The sequence below is a fragment of the Pseudomonas sp. LBUM1666 genome (assembly GCF_059695775.1).
In genome coordinates, this window is the sequence record NZ_CP166789.1 from 1553459 (window position 1) to 1574600 (window position 21142).

Consider the following 21142-nt stretch of genomic DNA (forward strand, 5'->3'; position numbering starts at 1 on the left):
GCCTCCACCGTCCTGATTTTACCGGAGCGTTCCCGTTATTTTGTACGACCTTTCCTAAAGGGTATCGCCGACACCTAAAGCCTGACTTGACGGAATAGACTCGCGTTTCCCTCGTCCTCCAGGAGTTCGGCATGAATGCATCCAGCGTCCCCGGCAGCACAACCGACGACCGTTTCAATGAAGTGCTTGCGCTGATTCAAAGTGCCAAGCAGCAGGCCATGCAGGCGGTGAATACCCAGTTGATCCAGCTGTATTGGCAGGTGGGTGCTTACATCAGTCGCAAGCTGGAACAGGCTGAGTGGGGCGATTCTGTGGTCAGCCAACTGGCTGAACATCTGGCTCAGACTCAACCAGGGTTGCGCGGGTTTACCCGGCGCAATCTGTTCCGTATGCGCCAGTTTTACGAGGCTTATCGGGACAATGAAAAAGTGTCAGCACTGCTGACACAATTACCCTGGACCCACAACCTGCTCATACTAAGTCAGAGCAAACTCCCGCAGGAGCGTGAGTTCTATCTGCGTCTGGCCGTCCAGGAAAAGTGGTCGACGCGTGAGTTGGAACGCCAGCTAAAAGCCGCACTGTTCGAGCGCAGCATTACCCAACCAGCAAAAGTCTCAGCAGTGCTGAAACAAACTCACCCGGCAGCGCTTGAGATATTCCGCGACGCCTACATGCTCGAATTTCTCGACCTGCCCGGCGGCCATGCCGAAACCGATCTGCATAAAGGTTTGCTGGCTCGCCTCAAGGAATTTCTGATCGAGCTGGGTCGCGACTTTTGTTTTGTTGGCTCTGAACACCCGCTGCAAGTCGGCGGGCGTGATTTCGCCCTGGATCTGCTGTTCTTCCACCGTGGGCTCAACTGTCTGGTGGCCATTGAGCTTAAGGTCGGCCGCTTCGAACCGGAGTATTTGGGCAAACTGAACTTCTATCTGGAAGCGCTGGATCGCAAGGAGCGCAAACCTCACGAAAACCCTGCCATTGGTGTGTTGCTGTGTGCCAGCAAGGATGACGAGGTGGTCGAGTACGCCCTTAACCGCAGCCTGTCGCCAGCGCTGATCGCTGAATATCAGGTGCAGCTACCGGACAAACAGTTGTTGCAGGCCAAGTTGCATGAGTTCTATGCATTGAATGTCGCGCAAGGCGAAGAGTACTGATCCAGCCCCTTATTCCCATAAACCATAAGCACCGCACTTTGCGTGATATGGCCTGCCGAAGTTTGCCGGTATGATAGGCGCCCCCGCAGTCTGGATTGCGAATTACGCCATGACCTTGCAGTACCCAACCATCGCCGATTGCGTCGGCAACACTCCGCTGGTCCGTTTGCAGCGCCTGCCTGGCGCCACCAGCAATACCCTTTTGCTCAAGCTCGAAGGGAATAACCCGGCGGGTTCGGTCAAGGACCGTCCGGCGTTGTCGATGATCACCCGCGCTGAATTGCGCGGGCAGATCCACGTCGGCGATACGCTGATCGAAGCGACCTCGGGTAACACCGGGATCGCCTTGGCGATGGCCGCCGCGATCAAGGGTTACAAGATGATCCTGATCATGCCGGACAACTCCAGCGCCGAACGTAAAGCCGCCATGACGGCGTATGGCGCCGAGCTGATTCTGGTCACTCAGGAAGAGGGCATGGAAGGCGCCCGCGACCTGGCCCAGCGAATGGAAGCCGAAGGCCGCGGCAAGGTGCTGGATCAGTTCGCCAACGGCGACAATCCCGAAGCGCACTACACCACCACCGGCCCGGAAATCTGGCGTCAGACCGAAGGCACCATCACCCATTTCGTCAGTTCCATGGGCACCACCGGTACCATCATGGGCGTCTCGCGCTACTTGAAAGAGCAGAACGAGAACGTGCAGATCATCGGTCTGCAACCGATGGAAGGCTCGGCGATTCCGGGCATCCGTCGCTGGCCGCAGGAATACCTGCCGAAGATCTACCAGGCCGAGCGCGTGGACCGGATCGTCGACATGGCGCAAAGCGAAGCCGAAGACGTGACCCGTCGTCTGGCCCGCGAAGAAGGCATCTTCTGTGGCGTGTCCTCGGGCGGTGCCGTAGCAGCCATGCTGCGACTGTCCAAAGAAGTTGAAAACGCGGTGATCGTCGCGATCATCTGCGACCGTGGCGACCGTTACTTGTCGACCGGCATTTTCGACGCGCCCAACTGATGGCCAAGCAAGAGAGAGGCCTGCGCTTCCAGCCCACCGGCGGCAGCAAGGCCCCGCAAATTCCGACCGGCAAAAAGCAGCGCTTGAGTATTGAGCGCCTGGCTAATGACGGTCGCGGTATCGCGTTTTTTGAAGGTCGCACCTGGTTCGTCATCGGCGCATTGGCCGGTGAAGAAGTCGAAGCACGCGTATTGGGCGCCCACGGGAAAGTGGTCGAGGCGCGCACCGAACGGGTGTTCCAGGCCAGTGAACTGCGCCGCCCGGCACCGTGTCCGCATGCCGGTCGCTGTGGCGGTTGCAGCGTGCAACATCTGCCGCACAACGAACAACTCGCCCTGAAACAGCGCATGCTCGCCGAGCAATTGTCCAAGGTCGCCGGTGTTGAACCCCAAGAATGGGCAGCACCGTTAAGCGGTCCGGAATTCGGTTACCGGCGTCGCGCCCGAGTGGCGGTGCGCTGGGACATGAAGGCGAAAAAGCTCGAAGTCGGTTTCCGCGCGGCGGGCAGTCAGGACATCGTTGCGATCAACGAATGCATGGTGCTGGTACAACCCTTGCAACCGATCATGACCCGCTTGCCGGAGATGTTGCGGCGCTTGAGCAAACCTCAGGCGCTGGGGCATGTGGAATTATTTGCCGGATCGAAGTTGGCGGTGTTGCTGCGGCACATGGCGCCGCTGTCCGACGCCGACATGACGATCCTCAAGGATTTCTGCGCGTTCCATGAAGCCCAATTGTGGCTGCACGGTGACGGCGAACCGCAACCGGTCGAGGCTGACCAGTCGTTGGGTTATCGACTTGAACAGTGGGACTTGAACCTGGCGTACCGACCGGGAGATTTCATCCAGGTCAACGCCGGGGTCAACGAAGCGATGATCGCCCAGGCGCTGGAGTGGCTGAAGCCGACGGCGGAGGAACGAGTTCTCGATCTATTCTGTGGTTTGGGTAACTTTGCCTTGCCGCTGGCCAAGGTCGTTCGCGAAGTGGTGGCGGTGGAAGGTGTGCAGGCGATGGTCGAGCGAGCAGCCGCGAACGCTGCTAGCAACAATCTTCATAATGCGAAGTTTTTTCAGGCCGATTTATCCCAGCCTTTGACCGATGCCGAATGGGCGCGCGAAGGCTTTTGTGCGGTACTCTTGGACCCACCGCGTGACGGTGCTTTCGAGGCAGTGCGCAAGCTGGCGTCCCTGGGCGCCAAACGGTTGGTGTATGTGTCGTGCAATCCGGCAACGCTGGCGCGCGATACGGTCGAATTGATCAAGCAGGGCTACCGGTTAAAACGTGCCGGGATTCTCGATATGTTTCCTCAGACGGCACATGTCGAGGCCATGGCGTTATTTGAAGCGAGCTAGGAAGGCTCGTCTGGTCCGACTGGCCCGCCCGTGCAGCCGCGTACCGGCCCTGATGTGGGCGCACGGGCAACGAAGGTCAGCGATTTGACGCATTGAATGTGCGTCGTAGGGAAGGTAAGCAAGATGGTACAGGTGAGAGCACACCAGCCGATCAACACCGACGGCAGTATCAATCTCGAGGCTTGGCTCGATCACGCGGTCAGTGTCGATCCGGCACTGGATCGCGAAGCCTTGAAGGAAGCGTGCGAGTTTGCTCGTGCGTCTGAACAACAAGCCAATGCGGCGAAAAACCTGTGGTCTGAAGGGACCTCGAGTTTCCGCACGGGCCTTGAGATCGCCGAGATTCTCGCCGACCTCAAACTCGATCAGGATTCGTTGGTGGCCGCGATCCTGTATCGCGGTGTGCGCGAAGGCCAGATTGAATTGCCGGCGATCAGCCAGCGCTTCGGTCCGGTGGTCGCCAAACTCATCGACGGAGTGTTGCGCATGGCGGCGATCAGCGCCAGCCTCAGCCCCCGTCAATCCCTGGTGTTGGGCACGCAGGGCCAGGTCGAAAACCTGCGCAAGATGCTGGTCGCCATGGTCGACGACGTTCGCGTCGCGCTGATCAAACTGGCCGAACGCACCTGTGCGATCCGTGCGGTGAAAACCGCCGATGACGAAAAACGCAACCGCGTCGCCCGTGAAGTATTCGACATCTACGCGCCGCTGGCTCACCGTCTCGGTATCGGTCATATCAAATGGGAACTGGAGGATTTGTCCTTCCGTTACCTCGAGCCCGATCAGTACAAGCAGATCGCCAAGTTGCTCCATGAGCGGCGACTGGATCGCGAGCGTTTCATCGCCGACGTGATGACCCAGCTCAAAGAAGAGCTGCAGGCCACCGGCGTCGATGCCGACATCAGCGGCCGGGCCAAACACATCTATTCGATCTGGCGCAAAATGCAGCGCAAGGGTCTGGAATTCAGCCAGATCTACGACGTGCGCGCCGTTCGCGTGCTGGTGCCGGAAATGCGCGACTGCTACACCGCGCTCGGTATCGTCCACACCCTGTGGCGGCACATCCCGAAAGAATTCGACGACTACATCGCCAACCCAAAAGAGAACGGCTACCGCTCGCTGCACACTGCGGTGATCGGCCCCGAGGGCAAGGTGCTGGAAGTGCAGATCCGCACCCACGCCATGCACGAAGAAGCCGAGCTGGGCGTTTGCGCGCACTGGAAGTACAAGGGCACCGACGTCAAATCCGGCTCGAACCACTACGAAGAGAAAATCTCCTGGCTGCGTCAGGTCCTCGAGTGGCACGAAGAGCTGGGCGACATTGGTGGTTTGGCCGAACAGCTGCGGGTCGATATCGAGCCGGATCGGGTCTACATCTTCACCCCGGACGGTCACGCCATCGACTTGCCGAAAGGCTCGACGCCACTGGACTTCGCCTACCGCGTGCACACCGAAATCGGTCACAACTGCCGTGGCGCGAAGATCAACGGGCGCATCGTGCCGCTCAACTACAGCCTGCAAACCGGTGAACAGGTCGAGATCATCACCAGCAAGCACGGCACCCCGAGCCGCGACTGGCTGAACCCGAACCTGGGTTACATCACCACCTCGCGGGCACGGGCGAAGATCGTTCACTGGTTCAAATTGCAGGCGCGCGATCAGAACGTCGCCGCCGGTAAAACCTTGCTGGAGCGCGAACTCAGTCGTCTCGGTCTGCCAGCGGTGGATTTCGACAAGCTGGCCGAAAAGGCCAACATGAAAATGGCCGAAGACATGTTCGCCGCGTTGGGCGCAGGCGATTTGCGTCTGGCACAACTGGTGAACCTGGCGCAGCAACTGGTCGAGCCGGAGCGCGGCAACGAACAGCTGGAACTGATTCCGCGCAAGGCCACCGGTTACAAACCAGGCAAGCGCGGCGACATCCAGATCCAGGGCGTCGGCAACCTGATGACCCAGATGGCCGGCTGCTGCCAGCCGCTGCCGGGGGATGCGATCGTCGGTTACATCACCCAGGGTCGTGGCGTGAGCATTCACCGTCAGGACTGCGCCTCGGTGCTGCAACTGGGCGGGCGCGAGCCCGAGCGGATCATCCAGGTCAGCTGGGGGCCGGTGCCGGTGCTCACCTATCCGGTGGACATCATCATCCGCGCCTACGACCGGTCCGGCCTGCTGCGTGACGTTTCGCAAGTGCTGCTCAACGAGCGGATCAATGTGCTGGCGGTCAACACCCGCTCGAACAAAGAGGACAACACCGCGTTGATGTCCCTGACCATCGAGATTCCGGGGCTGGATGCACTGGGGCGGTTGCTGGGGCGGATTTCCCAGTTGCCAAACATCATCGAAACCCGTCGTAACCGGACTCCGTGAAACCGATGTACAGCCTTGAAGACTTGCTGCACCTGATGAGCCGTCTGCGCGACCCGCAGTTCGGCTGCCCGTGGGACATAAGGCAAACCTACGAAACCATCGTCCCGCACACCCTTGAGGAAGCCTACGAAGTCGCCGACGCCATCGAGCGCGGTGACTTCGATCACTTGCAGGGTGAGTTGGGGGATTTGCTGTTCCAGGTGGTTTATTACAGCCAGTTGGCCCGGGAAGAAGGGCGCTTCGAATTCGCCGGTGTCATCGACAGCATCACTCGCAAGCTGATCCGCCGTCATCCTCACGTGTTTCCCACTGGTGATTTGTACGCGCCGCTGGATGTACCGCGCCTGAGTGAAGAGCAGGTCAAACAGCGCTGGGAAGAGATCAAGGCTGAAGAACGGGCGGAGAAATCTTCGGCGCCCGAACAACTGTCTTTGCTCGACGACGTGCCCGCAGCACTGCCGGCATTGTCCCGTTCGGCGAAGTTGCAGAAGCGCGCAGGGCAGGTCGGGTTCGACTGGCCTGACGCCTTGCCGGTGCTCGACAAAGTGCGCGAAGAGCTCGATGAAGTGCTCGAAGCCATGGCCGACAATGACTCGGTAGCGATTGCCGATGAAGTCGGTGATTTGTTGTTTTCCGTGGTCAATCTGGCGCGTCATCTCAAGGTCGATCCCGAAACTGCACTGCGTGGCGCCAACAGCAAGTTCGAAAGACGCTTCCGTTTTATCGAACAGGCATTGCGCGACACCCACCGTCCCATAGAAGATTGCACCCTCGAAGAGTTGGACGCCTTGTGGGGCGAAGCCAAACGTCAGGAAAAGAATTTGCCCAGCTGCGGTTGAGCAGTTGCCTAAGTGAGTAATAAGCACCATGAGCATTTCCCTTCGCGACCAGTTGCTCAAAGCAGGGCTGGTCAACCAGAAGCAGGCCAAACAGGTCGGCAAAGAGAAGCAGAAACAGCAGCGTCTGGCCCACAAAGGTCAGATCGAACTTGATGACTCGCAGCAGCGGGCGGCTCAGGAAGCCATGGCCGAGAAGGTCAAGCGCGATCAGGAGCTGAACCGTCAGCAACAGGAGAAGGCCGAGGCCAAGGCTCGCGCTGCTCAGGTCAAACAGTTGATCGAAGTCTCGCGCCTGCCGAAGCTGACGACCGAGGACTACTACAACTTCGTTGACGACAAGAAGGTCAAGCGCATCTGCGTCAACACCCTGATGCGCAACAAGCTCAGCAGCGGTTCGCTGGCCATCGTGCACCATGCCGGCGGCTACGAAGTGATCCCGCGTGAAGCGGCCCTGAAGATCCAGGAGCGCGATCCACAGCGCATCGTGCAGCTGAATGTGAAGACCGAAGAAGTCATTGCCGAAGACGATCCGTACGCCGCCTATCAGATTCCTGATGATCTGATGTGGTAAGCCGTTAAAGGCTGCAATAACGACAAACCCCGCTCATGGCGGGGTTTGTCGTTTTCAATGCTGTCATTGCTTATGCGGATTGGAGCTCTCGTTGTTGCTCCAGTTTTTCCAGTTCGGCCTTGTAGCTGTGGGCATCGGTTTCGGAGTGGAACATCCCCACCAGCATGTCTTGTTGATGTACGTCCCAGATGCGGATACCGGCGGCGATGCCTTCGTGGGATTTATGTGAATCGTCGCGCTCAGTTACTTTTACAGTCATCTGCTAGCTCCAATCTCTGTTATCTGCAGCAAGGCGTGTGCAGGACTCCGTTATATGTTTGGTTAGCCTGCTAAGTAAACGGTAGAGTTCGGCAACTAATTTTTGCAGAATCGGCAAAAGTCCTGCAGCCCGCTAAACACGCGACATTCGGTCGCAGGACGTTGAGTTTCATGACAAAAGCTTCATGTTCACCGCAATCCTTGTGGGAGCGAGCTTGCTCGCGATGGCGGCCTCACAGTCAATGATGATGGTGAATGTAATGGCCTCATCGCGAGCAAGCTCGCTCCCACAGGTTTTGTGCCTGGCCAGGGCTATCTGTTTTAAAGGCACAAAAAAAACGCCCCGAACCAGTCGGGGCGTTTTTATGTACAGCGTAGTGGCGGGGTATTACTTGCCCTGCCAGCGCTTCAGTACCAGCGTAGCGTTGGTGCCACCGAAGCCGAAGCTGTTGCTCATCACGGTGTTGATGGTGGCGTCTTCACGAGTCTTGGTCAGGATCGGCATGTCAGCCACTTCCGGGTCCAGTTCGTCGATGTTGGCGGAACCCGCCATGAAGTTGCCTTCCATCATCAGCATGCAGTAGATCGCTTCGTGAACGCCGGCGGCGCCCAGGGAGTGACCCGACAGGCTCTTGGTGGAGCTGATGGCCGGGGCCTTGTCGCCGAACACTTCACGCACACCTTTCATTTCCATGACGTCGCCGACCGGAGTCGAGGTGCCGTGGGTGTTCAGGTAGTCGATCGGAGCGTCAACGGTGGACATGGCCATCTGCATGCAGCGGATGGCGCCTTCGCCGCTTGGGGCGACCATGTCGTAGCCGTCGGAGGTCGCGCCGTAGCCAACGATTTCCGCGTAGATCTTCGCGCCGCGGGCCAGAGCGTGTTCCAGCTCTTCGACCACGACCATGCCGCCACCGCCGGCGATGACGAAACCGTCACGCTTGGCGTCGTAGGCACGGGAAGCCTTTTCCGGGGTTTCGTTGTACTGGCTGGACAGTGCGCCCATGGCGTCGAACAGGAACGATTGGCTCCAGTGTTCTTCTTCACCGCCGCCGGCGAACACGATGTCCTGCTTGCCCATCTGGATCTGTTCCATGGCGGTACCGATGCAGTGAGCACTGGTGGCGCAGGCAGAAGCGATGGAGTAGTTCAGGCCCTTGATCTTGAACGGCGTGGCCAGGCAAGCGGAAACGGTGCTGCTCATGGTCCGAGTTACACGGTATGGGCCAACGCGCTTGACGCCTTTCTCGCGCAGGATGTCCAGCGCTTCCATCTGGTTCAGCGTGGAGGCGCCACCGGAGCCGGCGATCAGGCCGGTACGCGGGTTGGAGACTTGCTCATCGGTCAGACCGGAGTCGGCGATGGCGTCTTTCATGGCCAGGTAGGCGTAAGCCGCCGCGTGGCCGACGAAGCGATAGATCTTGCGATCGATCAGCTCTTCGAGGGGAAGGTCAATGGAGCCGGAAACCTGGCTACGCAGACCCATTTCGGCATATTCCGGGTTGAACCGGATGCCAGGGCGGCTTGCACGCAGGTTAGCGGAGACGGTCTCTTTGTCATTGCCCAGGCACGAAACGATGCCCAGACCAGTGATAACGACGCGGCGCATGCGGATAACCCTTAGAAGTTGTCAGTGGAGGTGAAAACGCCGACCCGAAGGCCTTCGGCGGTGTAGATCTCGCGGCCGTCGACGCTGACCGAACCATCGGCGATGGCCAGGTTCAGCTTGCCCTTCAGTACGCGCTTGATCTGAATGTTATAGGTTACTTTCTTGGCGGTCGGCAGAACCTGACCAAAGAATTTCACTTCGCCCGAACCCAGGGCACGGCCACGGCCCGGCAGACCTTGCCAGCCGAGGAAGAAGCCGACCAGTTGCCACATGGCGTCGAGGCCCAGGCAGCCTGGCATCACCGGATCACCTTCGAAGTGGCAGGCGAAGAACCACAGGTCCGGAGTGATATCCAGCTCGGCGACCAATTCACCCTTGCCGTACTTGCCGCCCTCTTCGCTGATATGGGTGATGCGATCCACCATCAGCATGTTGGGGGCGGGCAGTTGCGCGTTACCTTGGCCGAACAGCTCACCGCGACTGCAGCGCAGCAGGTCTTCCCGAGTAAAGGCGTTTTGTTTGGTCATGCGAGCTCCTCAATAGTCCCATGCGGCAGGTGGGGCAAATCTTCCCGGCCGATCGAAGCGTTCATGCCTCGAGTCAGCAGCCTACTCATAGACTATTGCGTTGTGGTGAAAGTCACAGCACCAAGGACATGAATGTACACTTGTGCACTGAAATTATTATTCAAGCCCCTTTTCGGGCCTGTTCGGGTGCCTAAGACTGCCGCACTTTCGCCTTTCACGCCAGTCGCAGATAGCCGAAAGGCCTGCACTACTGCACCCAGCGCTGCAGAATTTGCTGCAGATCAGTGCGTTTGAAGGGCTTGGCCAGGTAATCGTTCATTCCCGCCGATAAACAGGCTTCGCGGTCACCCTGCAAGGCGTTGGCGGTCAGTGCGATGATCGGCAAGTCTGTGCAGCCGGGTAATTGGCGAATCTGTCGGGTGGCCTCGTAGCCGTCGATGATCGGTAGCCGGCAGTCCATCAAAATGGCTTCGAAAATCAGACTCTCCGCACTGCGCACTGCCTGGGCGCCATCGGTGACGACGCTGACAGTAAAGCCCAGACTGCGCAACATTGCTTCGATGACCGTCTGATTGACCGGATTGTCTTCCACCAGCAACACGTTGCGCCCTTCGCCATCACCGCTGCCGGTCGGTGTGCGCGGCACCAGCATGGGCAGCGTCTGTTTATAGAGCGCCAGCGGGATTTCCAGGGTGAACACCGAGCCGCGACCTTCCTCGCTTTGGGCGCGCAACGTGCCGCCCATGCGTTCAGCCAGTGTGCGAGCAATCGGCAGGCCCAGCCCGGTGCCACCGTATCGCCTCGAAATAGAACTGTCGGCCTGCTGGAAGGCGTTGAACATCAATTCCAGGCGTTCAGCCGAGATACCAATCCCGCTGTCGCGCACAGTGCAGGTGAACCACAGCAGTTCGTGATCCAGCGACTGCCATTGCGGTTCGATGCTGACGCGGCCCTGTTCGGTGAATTTCAGCGCATTGCCAATCAGGTTGACCAGGATCTGCCGGATCCGCGTCGGGTCGCCCTGCACCTGCAACGCGCGCATGTCGTCCGGGATCGACAGCGCCAGGTCGAGCCCGCGTTGCACGGCGCTGTGGGAGAACGACTGGGCGCAACTGCCGATCAGGTCCGCAAGGTTGAACGGAATGTGCTCCAGCTCCAGTTCCGAACGCTCGATGCGCGAGAAATCCAGAATGTCGTTGATGACTTTGAGCAGGTGTTCGGTGGACTCCGAGGCGAGCGCCGCGTATTCGACCTGCTCCTCGGTCATCTCGGTGGTTTCCAGCAGTTGCAGCATGCCCAGCACGCCATTCATCGGCGTGCGCAGTTCGTGGCTCATCATCGCAAGGAAATCGGATTTGGCGTTGTTGGCCTTTTCCGCTTCCTCGCGAGTCTGAATCAACTGCGCCATCGCTTGATGCTGTTCGCGACTGGCTTGTTCGAGCCCGTTGGCGAGGTTGTTGATGTGTTGCGATAGCGCGCCCAGTTCAGTGTCGTCGACGATCGGCAGCGGCGTTTTGTAGTCGCCGTCCTGAATTGCCTTGACCGCGTTGCCGATGTCGCGGATCGGTTGCGACAGGCTGCCGGCCAGTCGCCGGGCGACCAGAAAAGTAAACAGCAGGGCGAACAGCGCCAGGATCCCGGCCTTGAGCAGGATTTCCTGCTGACGCTGGCTGAAGGCGTCATTGGACAGGCCGACGATCACCCGACCCAGATAATCCTCGGTGGGCGCTGTGTTGGCGACGCGGCTGCCCTGCAGGAAATCATTGTGCAGCTGGATTCGTTGCAGCCGCACCGGGGCCTGGAACACTTCGACCTGGTGCGAGCGGTTGTGGGTTTCCGACGGTTGCTCGACGTACACCAGAATCCGGTTGGCGCTGTCCTGGACTTCCAGAAAGCGCACATTGGGCGTGGCGAGGGTGGCCTTGAGCAAACTGTCGAGCACCTCGTTGTTGCCCGAGATCACCCCGTACTCGGTGGCCGGCGCCAGTTGGTTGGCGATCAGTTGCCCGGTGTGATTGAGCTCCTGACGCAGGTCCTGGATCCGCACGAAGGTAAAGAAGCTGATCAACAGCAACGTCAGCAACAGGGCAGGGCCGAGGCTGATGATCTGTGTGCGAGTGTTGATGTCCCAACGGCGACGGAAGGTCATGGGCGATTTTCTCCTTCGGCCAACTGTGTTGCGACAGACGCTTCGTTCATCTGTTCAATACCTAATGAACGAGCCACTTGCGGGTTGCTTAAGACTTTGAAGCGTTGCGGGTAGTGCGTGCGTGGCCACGTGGCCGGTGGCCGGTCGAGCAATTCGTCGAGTATCGCCAGCCAATCGCTCTGATCGCTGTAGGTGCTGGCCAGGCTCCCGGCCCTGACGAACCCGGCGTTAGGGCCGATCAGCGCCAGTTGCCGTGCATAGCTGCTGAGCAACAGGTTCTTCGCGGTTTTCGGGTTGTACAGATCGGGGTCGTCGAGGCCCAGCAACACGTCGCTGTTTTTCAGCAAGGTCTGCAGCGGCCGGCTGTCGTTCGTGTTATCCCAGCGCTCGGTGACTACTTCAAGGCCCAGGGAGTGGGCGGCCTGATGCAATTCTTTCAAAAGGAATTCGCTGTGGCTGTCGAAGAGCACGCCGACCCGTTTGGCCTGCGGCAGCAGCAGTCGGGTCAGGCGCAATTGTCGGTCCAGGGGCGGGTCGCTCCAGAGCAGGCTGAGATGCGGGGGCAGGGTGGCCCCCAGATGCTGACGGGCTTGCAGGCGGCTGATGCGTAGCACCAGCGTTGCCGGGCCCTGGGTGTCTTGCAGGCGCCAGTCGAGGCTCGGCAGGTCGAGCAGAATCAAACGGGTGCCGGCGGGCAGTTTGCCTGGCGCCGGCAGACTGGCCAGTGGCTGGAAGCGCACGTTATCGGCAGGCCGCAGGGCGCTCAGGGCCTGGGTGAAGGATTGCATGCCCGGGCTGTCCTCGGCGCCGGTCAGCAAAATGTCCGCGGCGCTGGCCGCCAGGCTGCTCAGCAGTCCGGCAAACACCAGGCACAACCCGGCCAGCAGGCGGCCAAGGATTGGCGTCTTGCGTGACGGGCTATAGAGCACCTTAGAACGCCAGCTCTGCGCTGAAGTAAAGCACTCGGCGCTCGTCGTAGTTGTTGTCGACGAAGGTTGTGGGCTGGCTGTCGAGGCGTTGCTGGAGCACACCGGCCAGTTCCAGGCTGGCCTTGCCCAGGCCGATGCGTTTGGCGATGCGCGTGTCGACCCGTTCGAAGCGGTAGCCGTTCAGGGCATCGTCACCATAGTAGAAGAGCGCGCTGTTCCAGCCGTGGCCCCAGTTGTGCAGCCAACCGGCGGAACCGCTGTTTCGAGCGGTCTGTTGTGCATCCTGAGGGTTGCTCGCCTCGGTATCGACGTAGGCATACGTCAGACGCAGGCGATCGGCGCTGCTGATTCTCCAGTCGAGCTGGGTTTCTGCCCCGGAGAAGCGCGCGCTGTTTGAGTTGCTGGCGATGTACTGATTGTTGCGCAGCGGTTAGCTGATCATCCCGGTGATTTCGTCGTAGAACAGCTTCACATCGACCGCCAGTCCCACTTCGGCAAAGTAGCCGTTGTAGCCCAGCTCCCGGGAGCGCATGTGTTCCTGTTCGAGGTTGCCGGGGCCACGGGTCTTGACGAAATAACGCGCACTGGACTGGCCATAGGCGCTGGGCCGCAGGTTCTTTACCTGATAGCTCCAGTTGACGTTGTTCTCGAACATGTCCGGCGAGCGGATGGCTTCCGAGTACACCGCCCGCAGGCCATGGCGCGGGTTGATCAGGTAGTTGACCGCCACCCGGGGGGTGAGCGAGCTGCCGATCAATTGCGTGTCTTCGAACATCGCACCGCCCTGCAGCAACCAATGCTCGGTGGCGCGCCACTCGAGTTGGCCGAACGCCCGCCAGGTGGTGTCGTCGAGGGTGCCATTGAAGTAGGTCTCGGAATCTGCCCGGTCGTAACGATAGTTCATGCCGCTGACCAGCCGCAGACTGTCGGACAGGCTGAGGGTGTCCTGCAATTCAAGGTCGTAGCGCGATTCCCGGGTGCTCTGGTCAATATCGCCACAGAGGGTTTGCCGGGCGCCGTTTCGCCATTGGTCCAGCACTTGATTGGCCAGTGCGCGCTGGGCCGGGTCACCTGCGGGCGCGCCGGGGCCGGTGTAGCGCTCCATGTTACGCGCCAGGCGTTCGGTGTAATTCGGGTTGAGCTGCCAGAGTTCGGTCAACTGTGGGCTGAACGAAACCTCGGCATCGCAGGCACGCCAGGTCTGCTGACGATCCCAGTGCTGCGCCGAGCCCTGGATGTAAAGGCTGTGATCGGGACTGATGTCGAGGTTCCAGCGCAGCGAGCCGGCGTAGTCCTTGGCGATGACGTCGGAATTGTTCCCCGCAGCGGTAATCCCCGAGAAGACCGGGCGGTAGGTATACGGCCGCTGGTTGCTCCCGTCCTTGGCATTCAATTGCCAGTCGATGCTCTGGTTTTCAGTGAGCGTCTGGCTGACGGCGAGGTTGAAGCGGTTCAAGCGGCGGCTGTCGCGGTAATCGGCGCCGTTACGGTCCGAGTCGAAGCCGTCGTCTTGCTGGCCGGACAGTGACAGGCGCAGGTCGCCGCCGTCCCAACCCACGCCCTGGCTGGCGTAAAAGTCGTCGATGCCGCGCTGCCCACGGGTGACTTTCATCCGCGTGCCGTGGCTGTCAGCCGGGTTACGCGTGATGATGTTGACCACCGCCATCAGCGCATTGGCGCCATAGCTGACGGTGTTCGGGCCGCGAAAAACTTCGATGCGCTCGATGTCTTTCAGGGCCACCGGAATGTCACTCCAGTCCACGGTGGCCAGGCCTGCGCGATACACCGAACGGCCGTCGATCAAGACTTGCAGGCGTCGCGCTTCGGTCGCATTGGTACCGTGATAGTTCACCGCCGCCTGGTTGCCGTTGATGTTGCCGACCATCATTCCCGGCACCAGTCGCAGCAACTCACTGATGTCCCGGGCGCCACTGGCGTTGATCAGTTCGCTGTCGATCACCGTCATGCTTCCCGGTACCGCGGCCGGCGACTGCTTGAGCCGTGTCGCGGTCAATACTTGCGGCAGCGGCTCGCTGTCGAGGAACAAGTCGTCGGCAAGTAATGGCGAGCTGAAGATCAGCGCCAGTACCAGCGGCGAGCGAGGTGATGGAGAGCCAAACGACACAACACATCCTTGATAGCGAGCAATTGGCGCGCATGTTAACCGAGCGCAATGACTTTTCCAGTCACGTTGTGGGCATTTTCCTCGGTTTTCTTGGTCTTCTTCCTACAAGTGTCGGTAATTGATGCGGGGGCTGGCCGCCACTGGGCCGCTCCGTATAATGCCGACATCGCCACTGGTATGGATTAACGGATTGCATATGACTGAACAGCGCCCAATTGCGGTCCTGGGAGGCGGAAGTTTTGGTACCGCCGTGGCTAACCTGCTGGCCGAGAACGGGCATCAGGTCCGGCTGTGGATGCGTGACCCCGAGCAGGCGGAGGCCATTCGGGTCAATCGCGAGAACCCGCGTTACCTCAAGGGCATCAAGATTCTGCCGGCCGTGGAAGCGGTCACCGACCTGCTGGCCACTCTGCAAGCCTGCGACCTGTGCTTCGTCGCACTGCCGTCCAGCGCGCTGCGCTCGGTATTGATGCCGCACGCCGAACGTTTGAGCGGCAAATTGTTGGTGAGCCTGACCAAAGGCATCGAAGCCCACACCTTCAAGTTAATGAGCGAAATCCTCGAAGAGATCGCCCCGCAAGCGCGCATCGGCGTGCTGTCCGGGCCGAACCTGGCCCGTGAAATCGCCGAACACGCGCTGACTGCCACGGTGGTCGCCAGCGAAGACGAAGAACTCTGCCAGCGGGTCCAGGAGGCGTTGCATGGGCGGACCTTTCGCGTGTACGCCAGCGCCGACCGCTTCGGCGTGGAGTTGGGCGGGGCGCTGAAAAACGTTTACGCGATCATCGCCGGCATGGCGGTGGCGTTGGGCATGGGTGAAAACACCAAGAGCATGCTGATCACCCGGGCGCTGGCGGAAATGACCCGCTTTGCGGTGAATCAGGGCGCCAACCCGATGACCTTCCTCGGTTTGGCGGGCGTCGGCGATTTGATCGTCACCTGCTCGTCGCCAAAAAGCCGTAACTACCAGGTCGGATTCGCCCTCGGCCAGGGCTTGAGCCTGGAAGATGCAGTGACGCGCCTGGGCGAAGTCGCCGAAGGCGTGAACACCCTCAAGGTGCTCAAGGCCAAGGCTCAGGAGGTGGGCGTGTACATGCCGCTGGTCGCCGGGCTGCATGCCATTCTGTTCGAAGGGCGCACGCTGGAGCAGGTGATCGGTCTATTGATGCGTGCCGAGCCGAAAACCGACGTCGACTTTATTTCCACCAGCGGTTTCAACTGAGCACTCAATTGACAGGGGCAGGGAGCGAGACATGAACGATCCGAAAACAGAAGCCAAGTACGAATCCATCCTGCTGCGCGTGTTGTGGATGATCGTCTACGTGCTGGTATGGCAAGTGGCGCAATTCATCCTCGGCGCCGTGGTGTTGGTTCAACTGATCTATCGTTTGATCTATGGCGCCCCAAGCGCCAGCCTGATGAACTTCGGCGACAGCCTGAGCCAGTTTCTGGCGCAGATCGGTCGATTCGGCAGTTTCCACAGTGACCAGAAGCCCTGGCCGTTCGCCGACTGGCCGACGCCGCGTACACCGGAAGGTGAAGCGCCGCACGCTGTGGCGCCGGCACCACACCCGGTCCGAGATGAGGAGCCCAAGCTATGAAACTCTGGATACTGCGTCATGGTGAAGCCGAGCCACACGGCAAGCGTCCTGATTCGGAGCGGGCACTGACTGCCCATGGTCGTGAAGAAGTGCTGCGCACTGCCGCCGAGTTGGCCGGCAAGCCGCTGACCGCGATCTATGCCAGTCCTTACCTGCGAGCGCAGGAGACCGCAGAAATTGTGCGTACAGCGCTGAATTTCGCGCCGGAGATTCGTACCGTCGACTGGCTGACCCCCGACAACCGCCCGCAAGCGGTGGCGGAGCAGTTGGTGTCTGTGGATCACGCGTTGCTGGTCAGTCATAACCCGCTGGTGGGCAACCTGTTGGGTTACTTGCAGCACGGCCATGTGCAAGACCCGGAAGCGGTGAAAACCGCCGGCCTTGCAGAACTTGAAGGTGATTTGCCGCTGGCCGGCGCGATGAAGCTCAAAGGCATCAAGCACCCGTAAAATAGTCAACCGAGCAACTGCTTGGTTGACTACGCTTGCTCCAGACCAAAAATAAAGGAGCGAGTCGCATGCCTGCTGCTTTTCGTTTGCCGCTGGACGTCTTCTACGAGCGTGAGGCCCGTCATCCCCGCCAGCGCTTTCTGGTCCAGCCCGTGGGCGACGGACAGGTCGAGACCCTGAGCTGGGCCGACGTCGGTCATCAGGCGCGCTGCGCCGCGCATTGGCTGCGCGCACGCGAACTGCCCCAAGGCAGCCACATCGCCCTGATCTCGAAAAACTGCGCGCACTGGATCATCGCCGACCTGGCGATCTGGATGGCGGGCCACGTATCGGTGCCGCTCTACCCGAACCTCACCGCCGAGACCGTGGCCCAGGTCCTTGAACACTCCGAAGCGGCGCTGGTGTTCATCGGCAAACTCGATGACTGGCCAGGCATGTCTCTCGGGGTCAGCGCCGATCTGCCGACAATCAGCCTGCCGTTGCATCCGTCCGGCACGTTCGATTTCAGCTGGGCCGACCTGCAAAAGAGCTCACCGATCCAGGACGATCCCAAGCCGTCCGCCGACCAGTTGGCGACCATCATTTACACCTCCGGTACCACCGGCATGCCCAAAGGCGTGATGCACAGTTTCGCCAATCTGGGGTTTGCCACCACTCGCGGCACGCAGTTGTTTGGCTTGAATGAGTCGGATCGGCTGCTGTCCTACCTGCCGCTGTGCCATGTCGCCGAGAGAATGTTCGTCGAGCTGGCGTCGATCTACACCGGGCAAACGGTGTTTTTTGCCGAAAGCCTCGACACCTTCCTGAGCGATTTGCGCCGTGCACGACCGACCGCGCTGTTCGGTGTGCCAAGGATCTGGACCAAATTCCAGATGGGCGTGTACAGCAAGATCCCGGCAAAACGCCTCGACTTCCTGCTCGGTCTGCCGATCATCGGCAAGCGGGTTGGCCACAAAGTCCTGGCCGGGCTTGGGCTGGATGCCTTGCGCATCGCGTTGTCCGGCGCCGCGCCAGTGCCGCAGACCTTGCTGCTGTGGTACCGCAAACTGGGGCTGGATGTACTGGAGGTCTACGGCATGACCGAAAGTTGCGGCTATTCGCACGTTTGCCGACCGGGCCAGAACAAACCCGGCTGGATCGGCAAGCCATGCCCGGAGGTCGAGGTGCGGATCGCCGAGTCGGGCGAGGTCATGGTGCGTAGCGGCGCGACCATGCTCGGGTATTTCAAGGAGCCTGAGAAAACCGCCGAAACCATTACCGAGGACGGCTTCCTGCGCACTGGCGACAAGGGCGAGGAAGACGCCGAAGGCAACCTGCGCCTGACCGGGCGCCTGAAAGAAATATTCAAGACCAGCAAAGGCAAATACGTCGCCCCGGCACCGATCGAGAATCGTCTGGCGGAGCATTCGCGCATCGAGCAGGTGTGTGTAGTGGGTGATGGCCTGAGTGCGCCGCTGGGATTGTGCGTGCTCTCGGCCGTCGGTCAGCAGGACGCCAGCGGAACGGCGCGGGCGGGCCTGCATTCAAGCCTGGAAAAACTGTTGGAGGAGGTCAACGGCGTCCTCGACAAACACGAACGCTTGCATCGATTGGTGGTGGTCAAGGACAGCTGGGCGGTGGAAAACGGCTTTCTGACGCCGACCCTGAAGATCAAACGCAATGTGATCGAAGCGGCTTACGGCGCCCGATTCGAGGAATGGAGCGAGCGCAGCGAAGCGGTGCTGTGGCAGGATTGAGTCACGAATAACACCAATCAAGGAAAGCAACGATGAGTCTGTGGCGTACCACTCCCAAGGTCGAGCAGTTGAACGCAATCCAGAAAAACACCATCGGCGAAGTGCTGGATATTCGCTTCGAAGCCTTCGACGAAGAGTCCCTGACCGCGAGCATGGTCATCGACCATCGTACTCACCAGCCTTACGGCTTGCTGCACGGCGGCGCCTCGGTGGTGCTGGCCGAAACGGTCGGCTCGATGGCCAGTTACCTGTGCATCGACGCCAGCAAGTTTTATTGCGTGGGCCTGGAAATCAACGCCAACCATTTGCGCGGCTTGCGCAGCGGACGGGTCACGGCGGTGGCCAAGCCGATTCACATTGGCCGCACGACGCATGTCTGGGACATCCGTTTGACCAGTGATGAGGGGAAGGCCAGTTGTGTGTCGCGGTTGACCATGGCGGTGGTGCCGTTGGGTGAGAATCCGCCAGGTCGTTGAGGGTGTGTTCAGATGAATCCACCCCTCACCCCAACCCTCTCCCCAGAGGGTAGAGGGGGAAAGGGAGCCGATCTTCAAGCTTTTCAAATCCTGAGTTAGACGCAATTGATCAGGTCGCAGTATTTCGAGAGAAACCCACGGTCAGTCCCCTCGCCCCTTTGGGGAGAGGGTTAGGGTGAGGGGGCGATCTAACTGACACCCCATAGCCTTGACCGGACTGTCATCACTCCTGTCACTTACAGTCATTGCTGTAGCCGCCAGTGTTACGGACAATCAACCCTTGTTTTCGTTGATGGATCACCGGTATGTCGCAACAGATATTTTTCGCCCACGCCAACGGTTTCCCCTCGGGCACCTACGGCAAGTTGTTCGCGGCGCTGGCGCCCGAGTATCAGGTGACGCATCTGCAGCAGCACGCCCACGACCCGCGTTTTCCGGCGGACGACAACTGGTACAACCTGGTTGACGAGCTGATTCATCACCTCAGGCAGCAACCGGAACCGGTGTGGGGCGTCGGTCATTCCTTCGGTGGCGTGCTGCATCTGCACGCGGCGTTGCGGTGCCCCGAGCTCTATCGCGGCGTGGTGATGCTTGATTCGCCGGTGCTGACCCGCGCTGATCAATGGGTGATCCGCGCCGCCAAACGCTTCGGTTTCATCGATCGCCTGACCCCGGCCGGCCGTACGTTGGGACGTCGGGAAGAGTTCACCGATCTGGAAGCGGCCCGACTCTATTTCGCTGGCAAAACCCTGTTTCGCAGTTTCGACCCGGAATGCTTCGACGCTTACCTGCAACACGGCTTGCACAAGGTGGGCGACAGGTTGCGCCTGCGCTTCGACCCGGCCACGGAAATCAGTATTTACCGTGGCGTGCCGCACACCAGTCCCGGCCGCACGCGGCAACTGAAAGTGCCGCTGGCGGTGGTTCGGGGGCACAAGAGCCGGGTGGTAATGCGTCATCACGCAAGCCTCGTGGGGCGCTTGCCGCTGGGCGAGTCCCTGACCATGCCTGGCGGCCACATGTTTCCCCTCGAACGTCCCCAGGACACCGCCACGCTGCTGAAGAACCTGCTCAGCCGTTGGGAAGGTCGCCGCCAACAGGATTGCGCATGAGCAACGTCGTTGAAGAAGTTCGCCTGAGCTTGCCGCACATCGAGCTGGCAGCGCACTTGTTCGGCCCCGAAGACGGCATGCCGGTGATCGCCTTGCATGGCTGGCTGGACAACGCCAACAGCTTCGCCCGGCTGGCGCCGAAGCTCAAAGGCTTGCGCATCATTGCGCTGGACCTGGCCGGTCACGGTCATTCCGGGCATCGGCCGACCGGTGCCGGTTACGCGCTGTGGGACTACGCCCATGACGTGCTGCAAGTGGCCGAGCAATTGGGTTGGAAGCGCTTTGGGCTGCTGGGGCATTCCATGGGCGCGATCGTTTCGCTGGTGCTGGCCGGTTCGTTGCCGGAGCGGGTGACCCATCTGGCGTTGATCGACGGCATCATTCCTCCTACAGACAAAGGCGAAAACGCTGCCGAACGGATGGGCATGGCCCTGCAAGCGCAGCTGGATTTGCGGGAGAAGCGCAAACCGGTCTACAACACCCTCGACCGGGCTATCGAGGCGCGCATGAAAGGTTTGGTCGCTGTCAGTCGCGAAGCCGCAGAACTGCTGGCCCAACGTGGATTGATGCCGGTGCCGGGCGGTTATACCTGGCGCACCGATAACCGCCTGACGTTACCGTCGCCGCTGCGTCTGACCACCGAACAAGCGATGGCCTTCGTCCAGCGAGTCAGTTGTCCTGCAAAACTGGTGGTGGCTGCCGACGGTATGCTCGCCAAACATCCCGAGTTGCTGGAGCGTCTACCCTTTAGCCGTGAACAGCTGCCTGGCGGTCATCATTTGCACCTGAATGACGAACCCGGTGCCGACCTTGTCGCAGACTGTTTCAATCGGTTTTTCGCCGTTCCTTGACTTGCGCCGGGCAACTGTCGAGGCT

General features: G+C 60.3%; 18 protein-coding genes and 1 pseudogene. 13 read left to right on the top strand and 6 right to left on the bottom strand.

Going from position 1 to position 21142, the window contains the following annotated elements:
• The first annotated feature begins 131 nt into the window (after positions 1-131).
• From ACA056_RS07020 to ACA056_RS07045, 6 genes are all read left to right on the top strand, one after another.
• Entirely contained in the window at positions 132-1154 is a 1023-nt protein-coding gene (locus ACA056_RS07020; protein ID WP_497271479.1) for a PDDEXK nuclease domain-containing protein, read from the top strand.
• A 109-nt stretch (positions 1155-1263) separates the two neighbouring features.
• A complete protein-coding gene (gene cysM / locus ACA056_RS07025) occupies positions 1264-2166 on the top strand; it encodes a cysteine synthase CysM (protein ID WP_033056865.1) in 903 nt (300 codons plus the stop codon).
• The gene (rlmD, locus tag ACA056_RS07030) at positions 2166-3518 is read left to right on the top strand and encodes a 23S rRNA (uracil(1939)-C(5))-methyltransferase RlmD (RefSeq protein ID WP_497271481.1); all 1353 of its coding nucleotides are present in this window, start codon (positions 2166-2168) and stop codon (positions 3516-3518) included. The genes cysM and rlmD overlap by 1 nt, the downstream gene beginning before the upstream one ends.
• Positions 3519-3641: 123 nt before the next feature.
• On the top strand, positions 3642-5885 hold the full coding sequence (gene relA / locus ACA056_RS07035) for a GTP diphosphokinase (RefSeq protein WP_497271483.1): 2244 nt from the start codon (positions 3642-3644) through the stop codon (positions 5883-5885).
• A gap of 5 nt (positions 5886-5890) precedes the next feature.
• The gene (gene mazG, locus ACA056_RS07040) at positions 5891-6724 is read left to right on the top strand and encodes a nucleoside triphosphate pyrophosphohydrolase (RefSeq protein ID WP_497271485.1); all 834 of its coding nucleotides are present in this window, start codon (positions 5891-5893) and stop codon (positions 6722-6724) included.
• Positions 6725-6752: 28 nt separating this feature from the next.
• Positions 6753-7295 carry a DUF2058 domain-containing protein gene (locus tag ACA056_RS07045; RefSeq protein WP_497271487.1) on the top strand — a complete coding sequence of 181 codons (543 nt, stop codon included), beginning with the start codon at positions 6753-6755 and terminating at the stop codon, positions 7293-7295.
• Between the two features lie 70 nt (positions 7296-7365).
• Here ACA056_RS07045 and ACA056_RS07050 read toward each other — a convergent pair whose 3' ends face one another.
• The 6 genes and pseudogenes from ACA056_RS07050 to ACA056_RS07075 form a co-directional block, all read right to left on the bottom strand.
• Positions 7366-7554 carry a hypothetical protein gene (locus ACA056_RS07050; protein ID WP_282375654.1) on the bottom strand — a complete coding sequence of 63 codons (189 nt, stop codon included), beginning with the start codon at positions 7552-7554 and terminating at the stop codon, positions 7366-7368.
• 387 nt (positions 7555-7941) lie between these two features.
• Positions 7942-9162, bottom strand: coding sequence for a beta-ketoacyl-ACP synthase I (fabB, locus tag ACA056_RS07055; protein WP_134419046.1), 1221 nt, complete (start codon positions 9160-9162; stop codon positions 7942-7944).
• 11 nt (positions 9163-9173) lie between these two features.
• Complete coding sequence (fabA, locus tag ACA056_RS07060; RefSeq protein ID WP_046046480.1) at positions 9174-9689, bottom strand: 3-hydroxyacyl-[acyl-carrier-protein] dehydratase FabA; 516 nt, start codon at positions 9687-9689, stop codon at positions 9174-9176.
• Positions 9690-9936: 247 nt separating this feature from the next.
• Positions 9937-11838, bottom strand: coding sequence for an ATP-binding protein (locus ACA056_RS07065; RefSeq protein ID WP_497271490.1), 1902 nt, complete (start codon positions 11836-11838; stop codon positions 9937-9939).
• Positions 11835-12767: an ABC transporter substrate-binding protein gene (locus tag ACA056_RS07070; protein ID WP_497271492.1), complete on the bottom strand. Its 933-nt coding sequence runs from the start codon at positions 12765-12767 to the stop codon at positions 11835-11837. Before ACA056_RS07070 ends, ACA056_RS07065 begins: the two co-directional genes overlap by 4 nt.
• 1 nt (position 12768) lies before the next feature.
• Positions 12769-14892, bottom strand: a pseudogene (locus tag ACA056_RS07075) (TonB-dependent receptor plug domain-containing protein).
• Between the two features lie 196 nt (positions 14893-15088).
• Here ACA056_RS07075 and ACA056_RS07080 point away from each other — a divergent pair.
• The 7 genes from ACA056_RS07080 (at position 15089) to ACA056_RS07110 (ending at position 21117) form a co-directional block, all read left to right on the top strand.
• The gene (locus tag ACA056_RS07080) at positions 15089-16114 is read left to right on the top strand and encodes an NAD(P)H-dependent glycerol-3-phosphate dehydrogenase (RefSeq protein ID WP_134419054.1); all 1026 of its coding nucleotides are present in this window, start codon (positions 15089-15091) and stop codon (positions 16112-16114) included.
• Between the two features lie 31 nt (positions 16115-16145).
• The gene (locus ACA056_RS07085) at positions 16146-16493 is read left to right on the top strand and encodes a DUF4389 domain-containing protein (RefSeq protein WP_008087808.1); all 348 of its coding nucleotides are present in this window, start codon (positions 16146-16148) and stop codon (positions 16491-16493) included.
• A complete protein-coding gene (gene sixA / locus ACA056_RS07090; RefSeq protein ID WP_403144097.1) occupies positions 16490-16942 on the top strand; it encodes a phosphohistidine phosphatase SixA in 453 nt (150 codons plus the stop codon). The genes ACA056_RS07085 and sixA overlap by 4 nt, the downstream gene beginning before the upstream one ends.
• 68 nt (positions 16943-17010) lie before the next feature.
• Positions 17011-18678, top strand: a complete 1668-nt coding sequence (locus tag ACA056_RS07095; RefSeq protein WP_497271495.1) for an AMP-binding protein — start codon at positions 17011-17013, stop codon at positions 18676-18678.
• Between the two features lie 32 nt (positions 18679-18710).
• Complete coding sequence (locus tag ACA056_RS07100) at positions 18711-19154, top strand: hotdog fold thioesterase (RefSeq protein ID WP_497271497.1); 444 nt, start codon at positions 18711-18713, stop codon at positions 19152-19154.
• A gap of 305 nt (positions 19155-19459) precedes the next feature.
• Entirely contained in the window at positions 19460-20266 is an 807-nt protein-coding gene (locus ACA056_RS07105) for an alpha/beta fold hydrolase (protein WP_497271499.1), read from the top strand.
• Positions 20263-21117 carry an alpha/beta hydrolase gene (locus ACA056_RS07110; RefSeq protein WP_497271501.1) on the top strand — a complete coding sequence of 285 codons (855 nt, stop codon included), beginning with the start codon at positions 20263-20265 and terminating at the stop codon, positions 21115-21117. Before ACA056_RS07105 ends, ACA056_RS07110 begins: the two co-directional genes overlap by 4 nt.
• Positions 21118-21142 lie beyond the last annotated feature (25 nt).

Bases quoted from the DNA above. Each gene is read 5' to 3' on its own strand.
- ACA056_RS07065 (WP_497271490.1), bottom strand. From the start codon at position 11,838: ATGACCTTCCGTCGCCGTTGGGACATCAACACTCGCACACAGATCATC.
- ACA056_RS07100 (WP_497271497.1), top strand. From the start codon at position 18,711: ATGAGTCTGTGGCGTACCACTCCCAAGGTCGAGCAGTTGAACGCAATC.
- relA (WP_497271483.1), top strand. From the start codon at position 3,642: ATGGTACAGGTGAGAGCACACCAGCCGATCAACACCGACGGCAGTATC.
- ACA056_RS07105 (WP_497271499.1), top strand. From the start codon at position 19,460: ATGTCGCAACAGATATTTTTCGCCCACGCCAACGGTTTCCCCTCGGGC.
- cysM (WP_033056865.1), top strand. From the start codon at position 1,264: ATGACCTTGCAGTACCCAACCATCGCCGATTGCGTCGGCAACACTCCG.
- mazG (WP_497271485.1), top strand. From the start codon at position 5,891: ATGTACAGCCTTGAAGACTTGCTGCACCTGATGAGCCGTCTGCGCGAC.
- fabA (WP_046046480.1), bottom strand. From the start codon at position 9,689: ATGACCAAACAAAACGCCTTTACTCGGGAAGACCTGCTGCGCTGCAGT.
- ACA056_RS07045 (WP_497271487.1), top strand. From the start codon at position 6,753: ATGAGCATTTCCCTTCGCGACCAGTTGCTCAAAGCAGGGCTGGTCAAC.
- sixA (WP_403144097.1), top strand. From the start codon at position 16,490: ATGAAACTCTGGATACTGCGTCATGGTGAAGCCGAGCCACACGGCAAG.
- ACA056_RS07095 (WP_497271495.1), top strand. From the start codon at position 17,011: ATGCCTGCTGCTTTTCGTTTGCCGCTGGACGTCTTCTACGAGCGTGAG.
- ACA056_RS07110 (WP_497271501.1), top strand. From the start codon at position 20,263: ATGAGCAACGTCGTTGAAGAAGTTCGCCTGAGCTTGCCGCACATCGAG.
- ACA056_RS07085 (WP_008087808.1), top strand. From the start codon at position 16,146: ATGAACGATCCGAAAACAGAAGCCAAGTACGAATCCATCCTGCTGCGC.
- ACA056_RS07050 (WP_282375654.1), bottom strand. From the start codon at position 7,554: ATGACTGTAAAAGTAACTGAGCGCGACGATTCACATAAATCCCACGAA.
- rlmD (WP_497271481.1), top strand. From the start codon at position 2,166: ATGGCCAAGCAAGAGAGAGGCCTGCGCTTCCAGCCCACCGGCGGCAGC.
- ACA056_RS07020 (WP_497271479.1), top strand. From the start codon at position 132: ATGAATGCATCCAGCGTCCCCGGCAGCACAACCGACGACCGTTTCAAT.
- fabB (WP_134419046.1), bottom strand. From the start codon at position 9,162: ATGCGCCGCGTCGTTATCACTGGTCTGGGCATCGTTTCGTGCCTGGGC.
- ACA056_RS07080 (WP_134419054.1), top strand. From the start codon at position 15,089: ATGACTGAACAGCGCCCAATTGCGGTCCTGGGAGGCGGAAGTTTTGGT.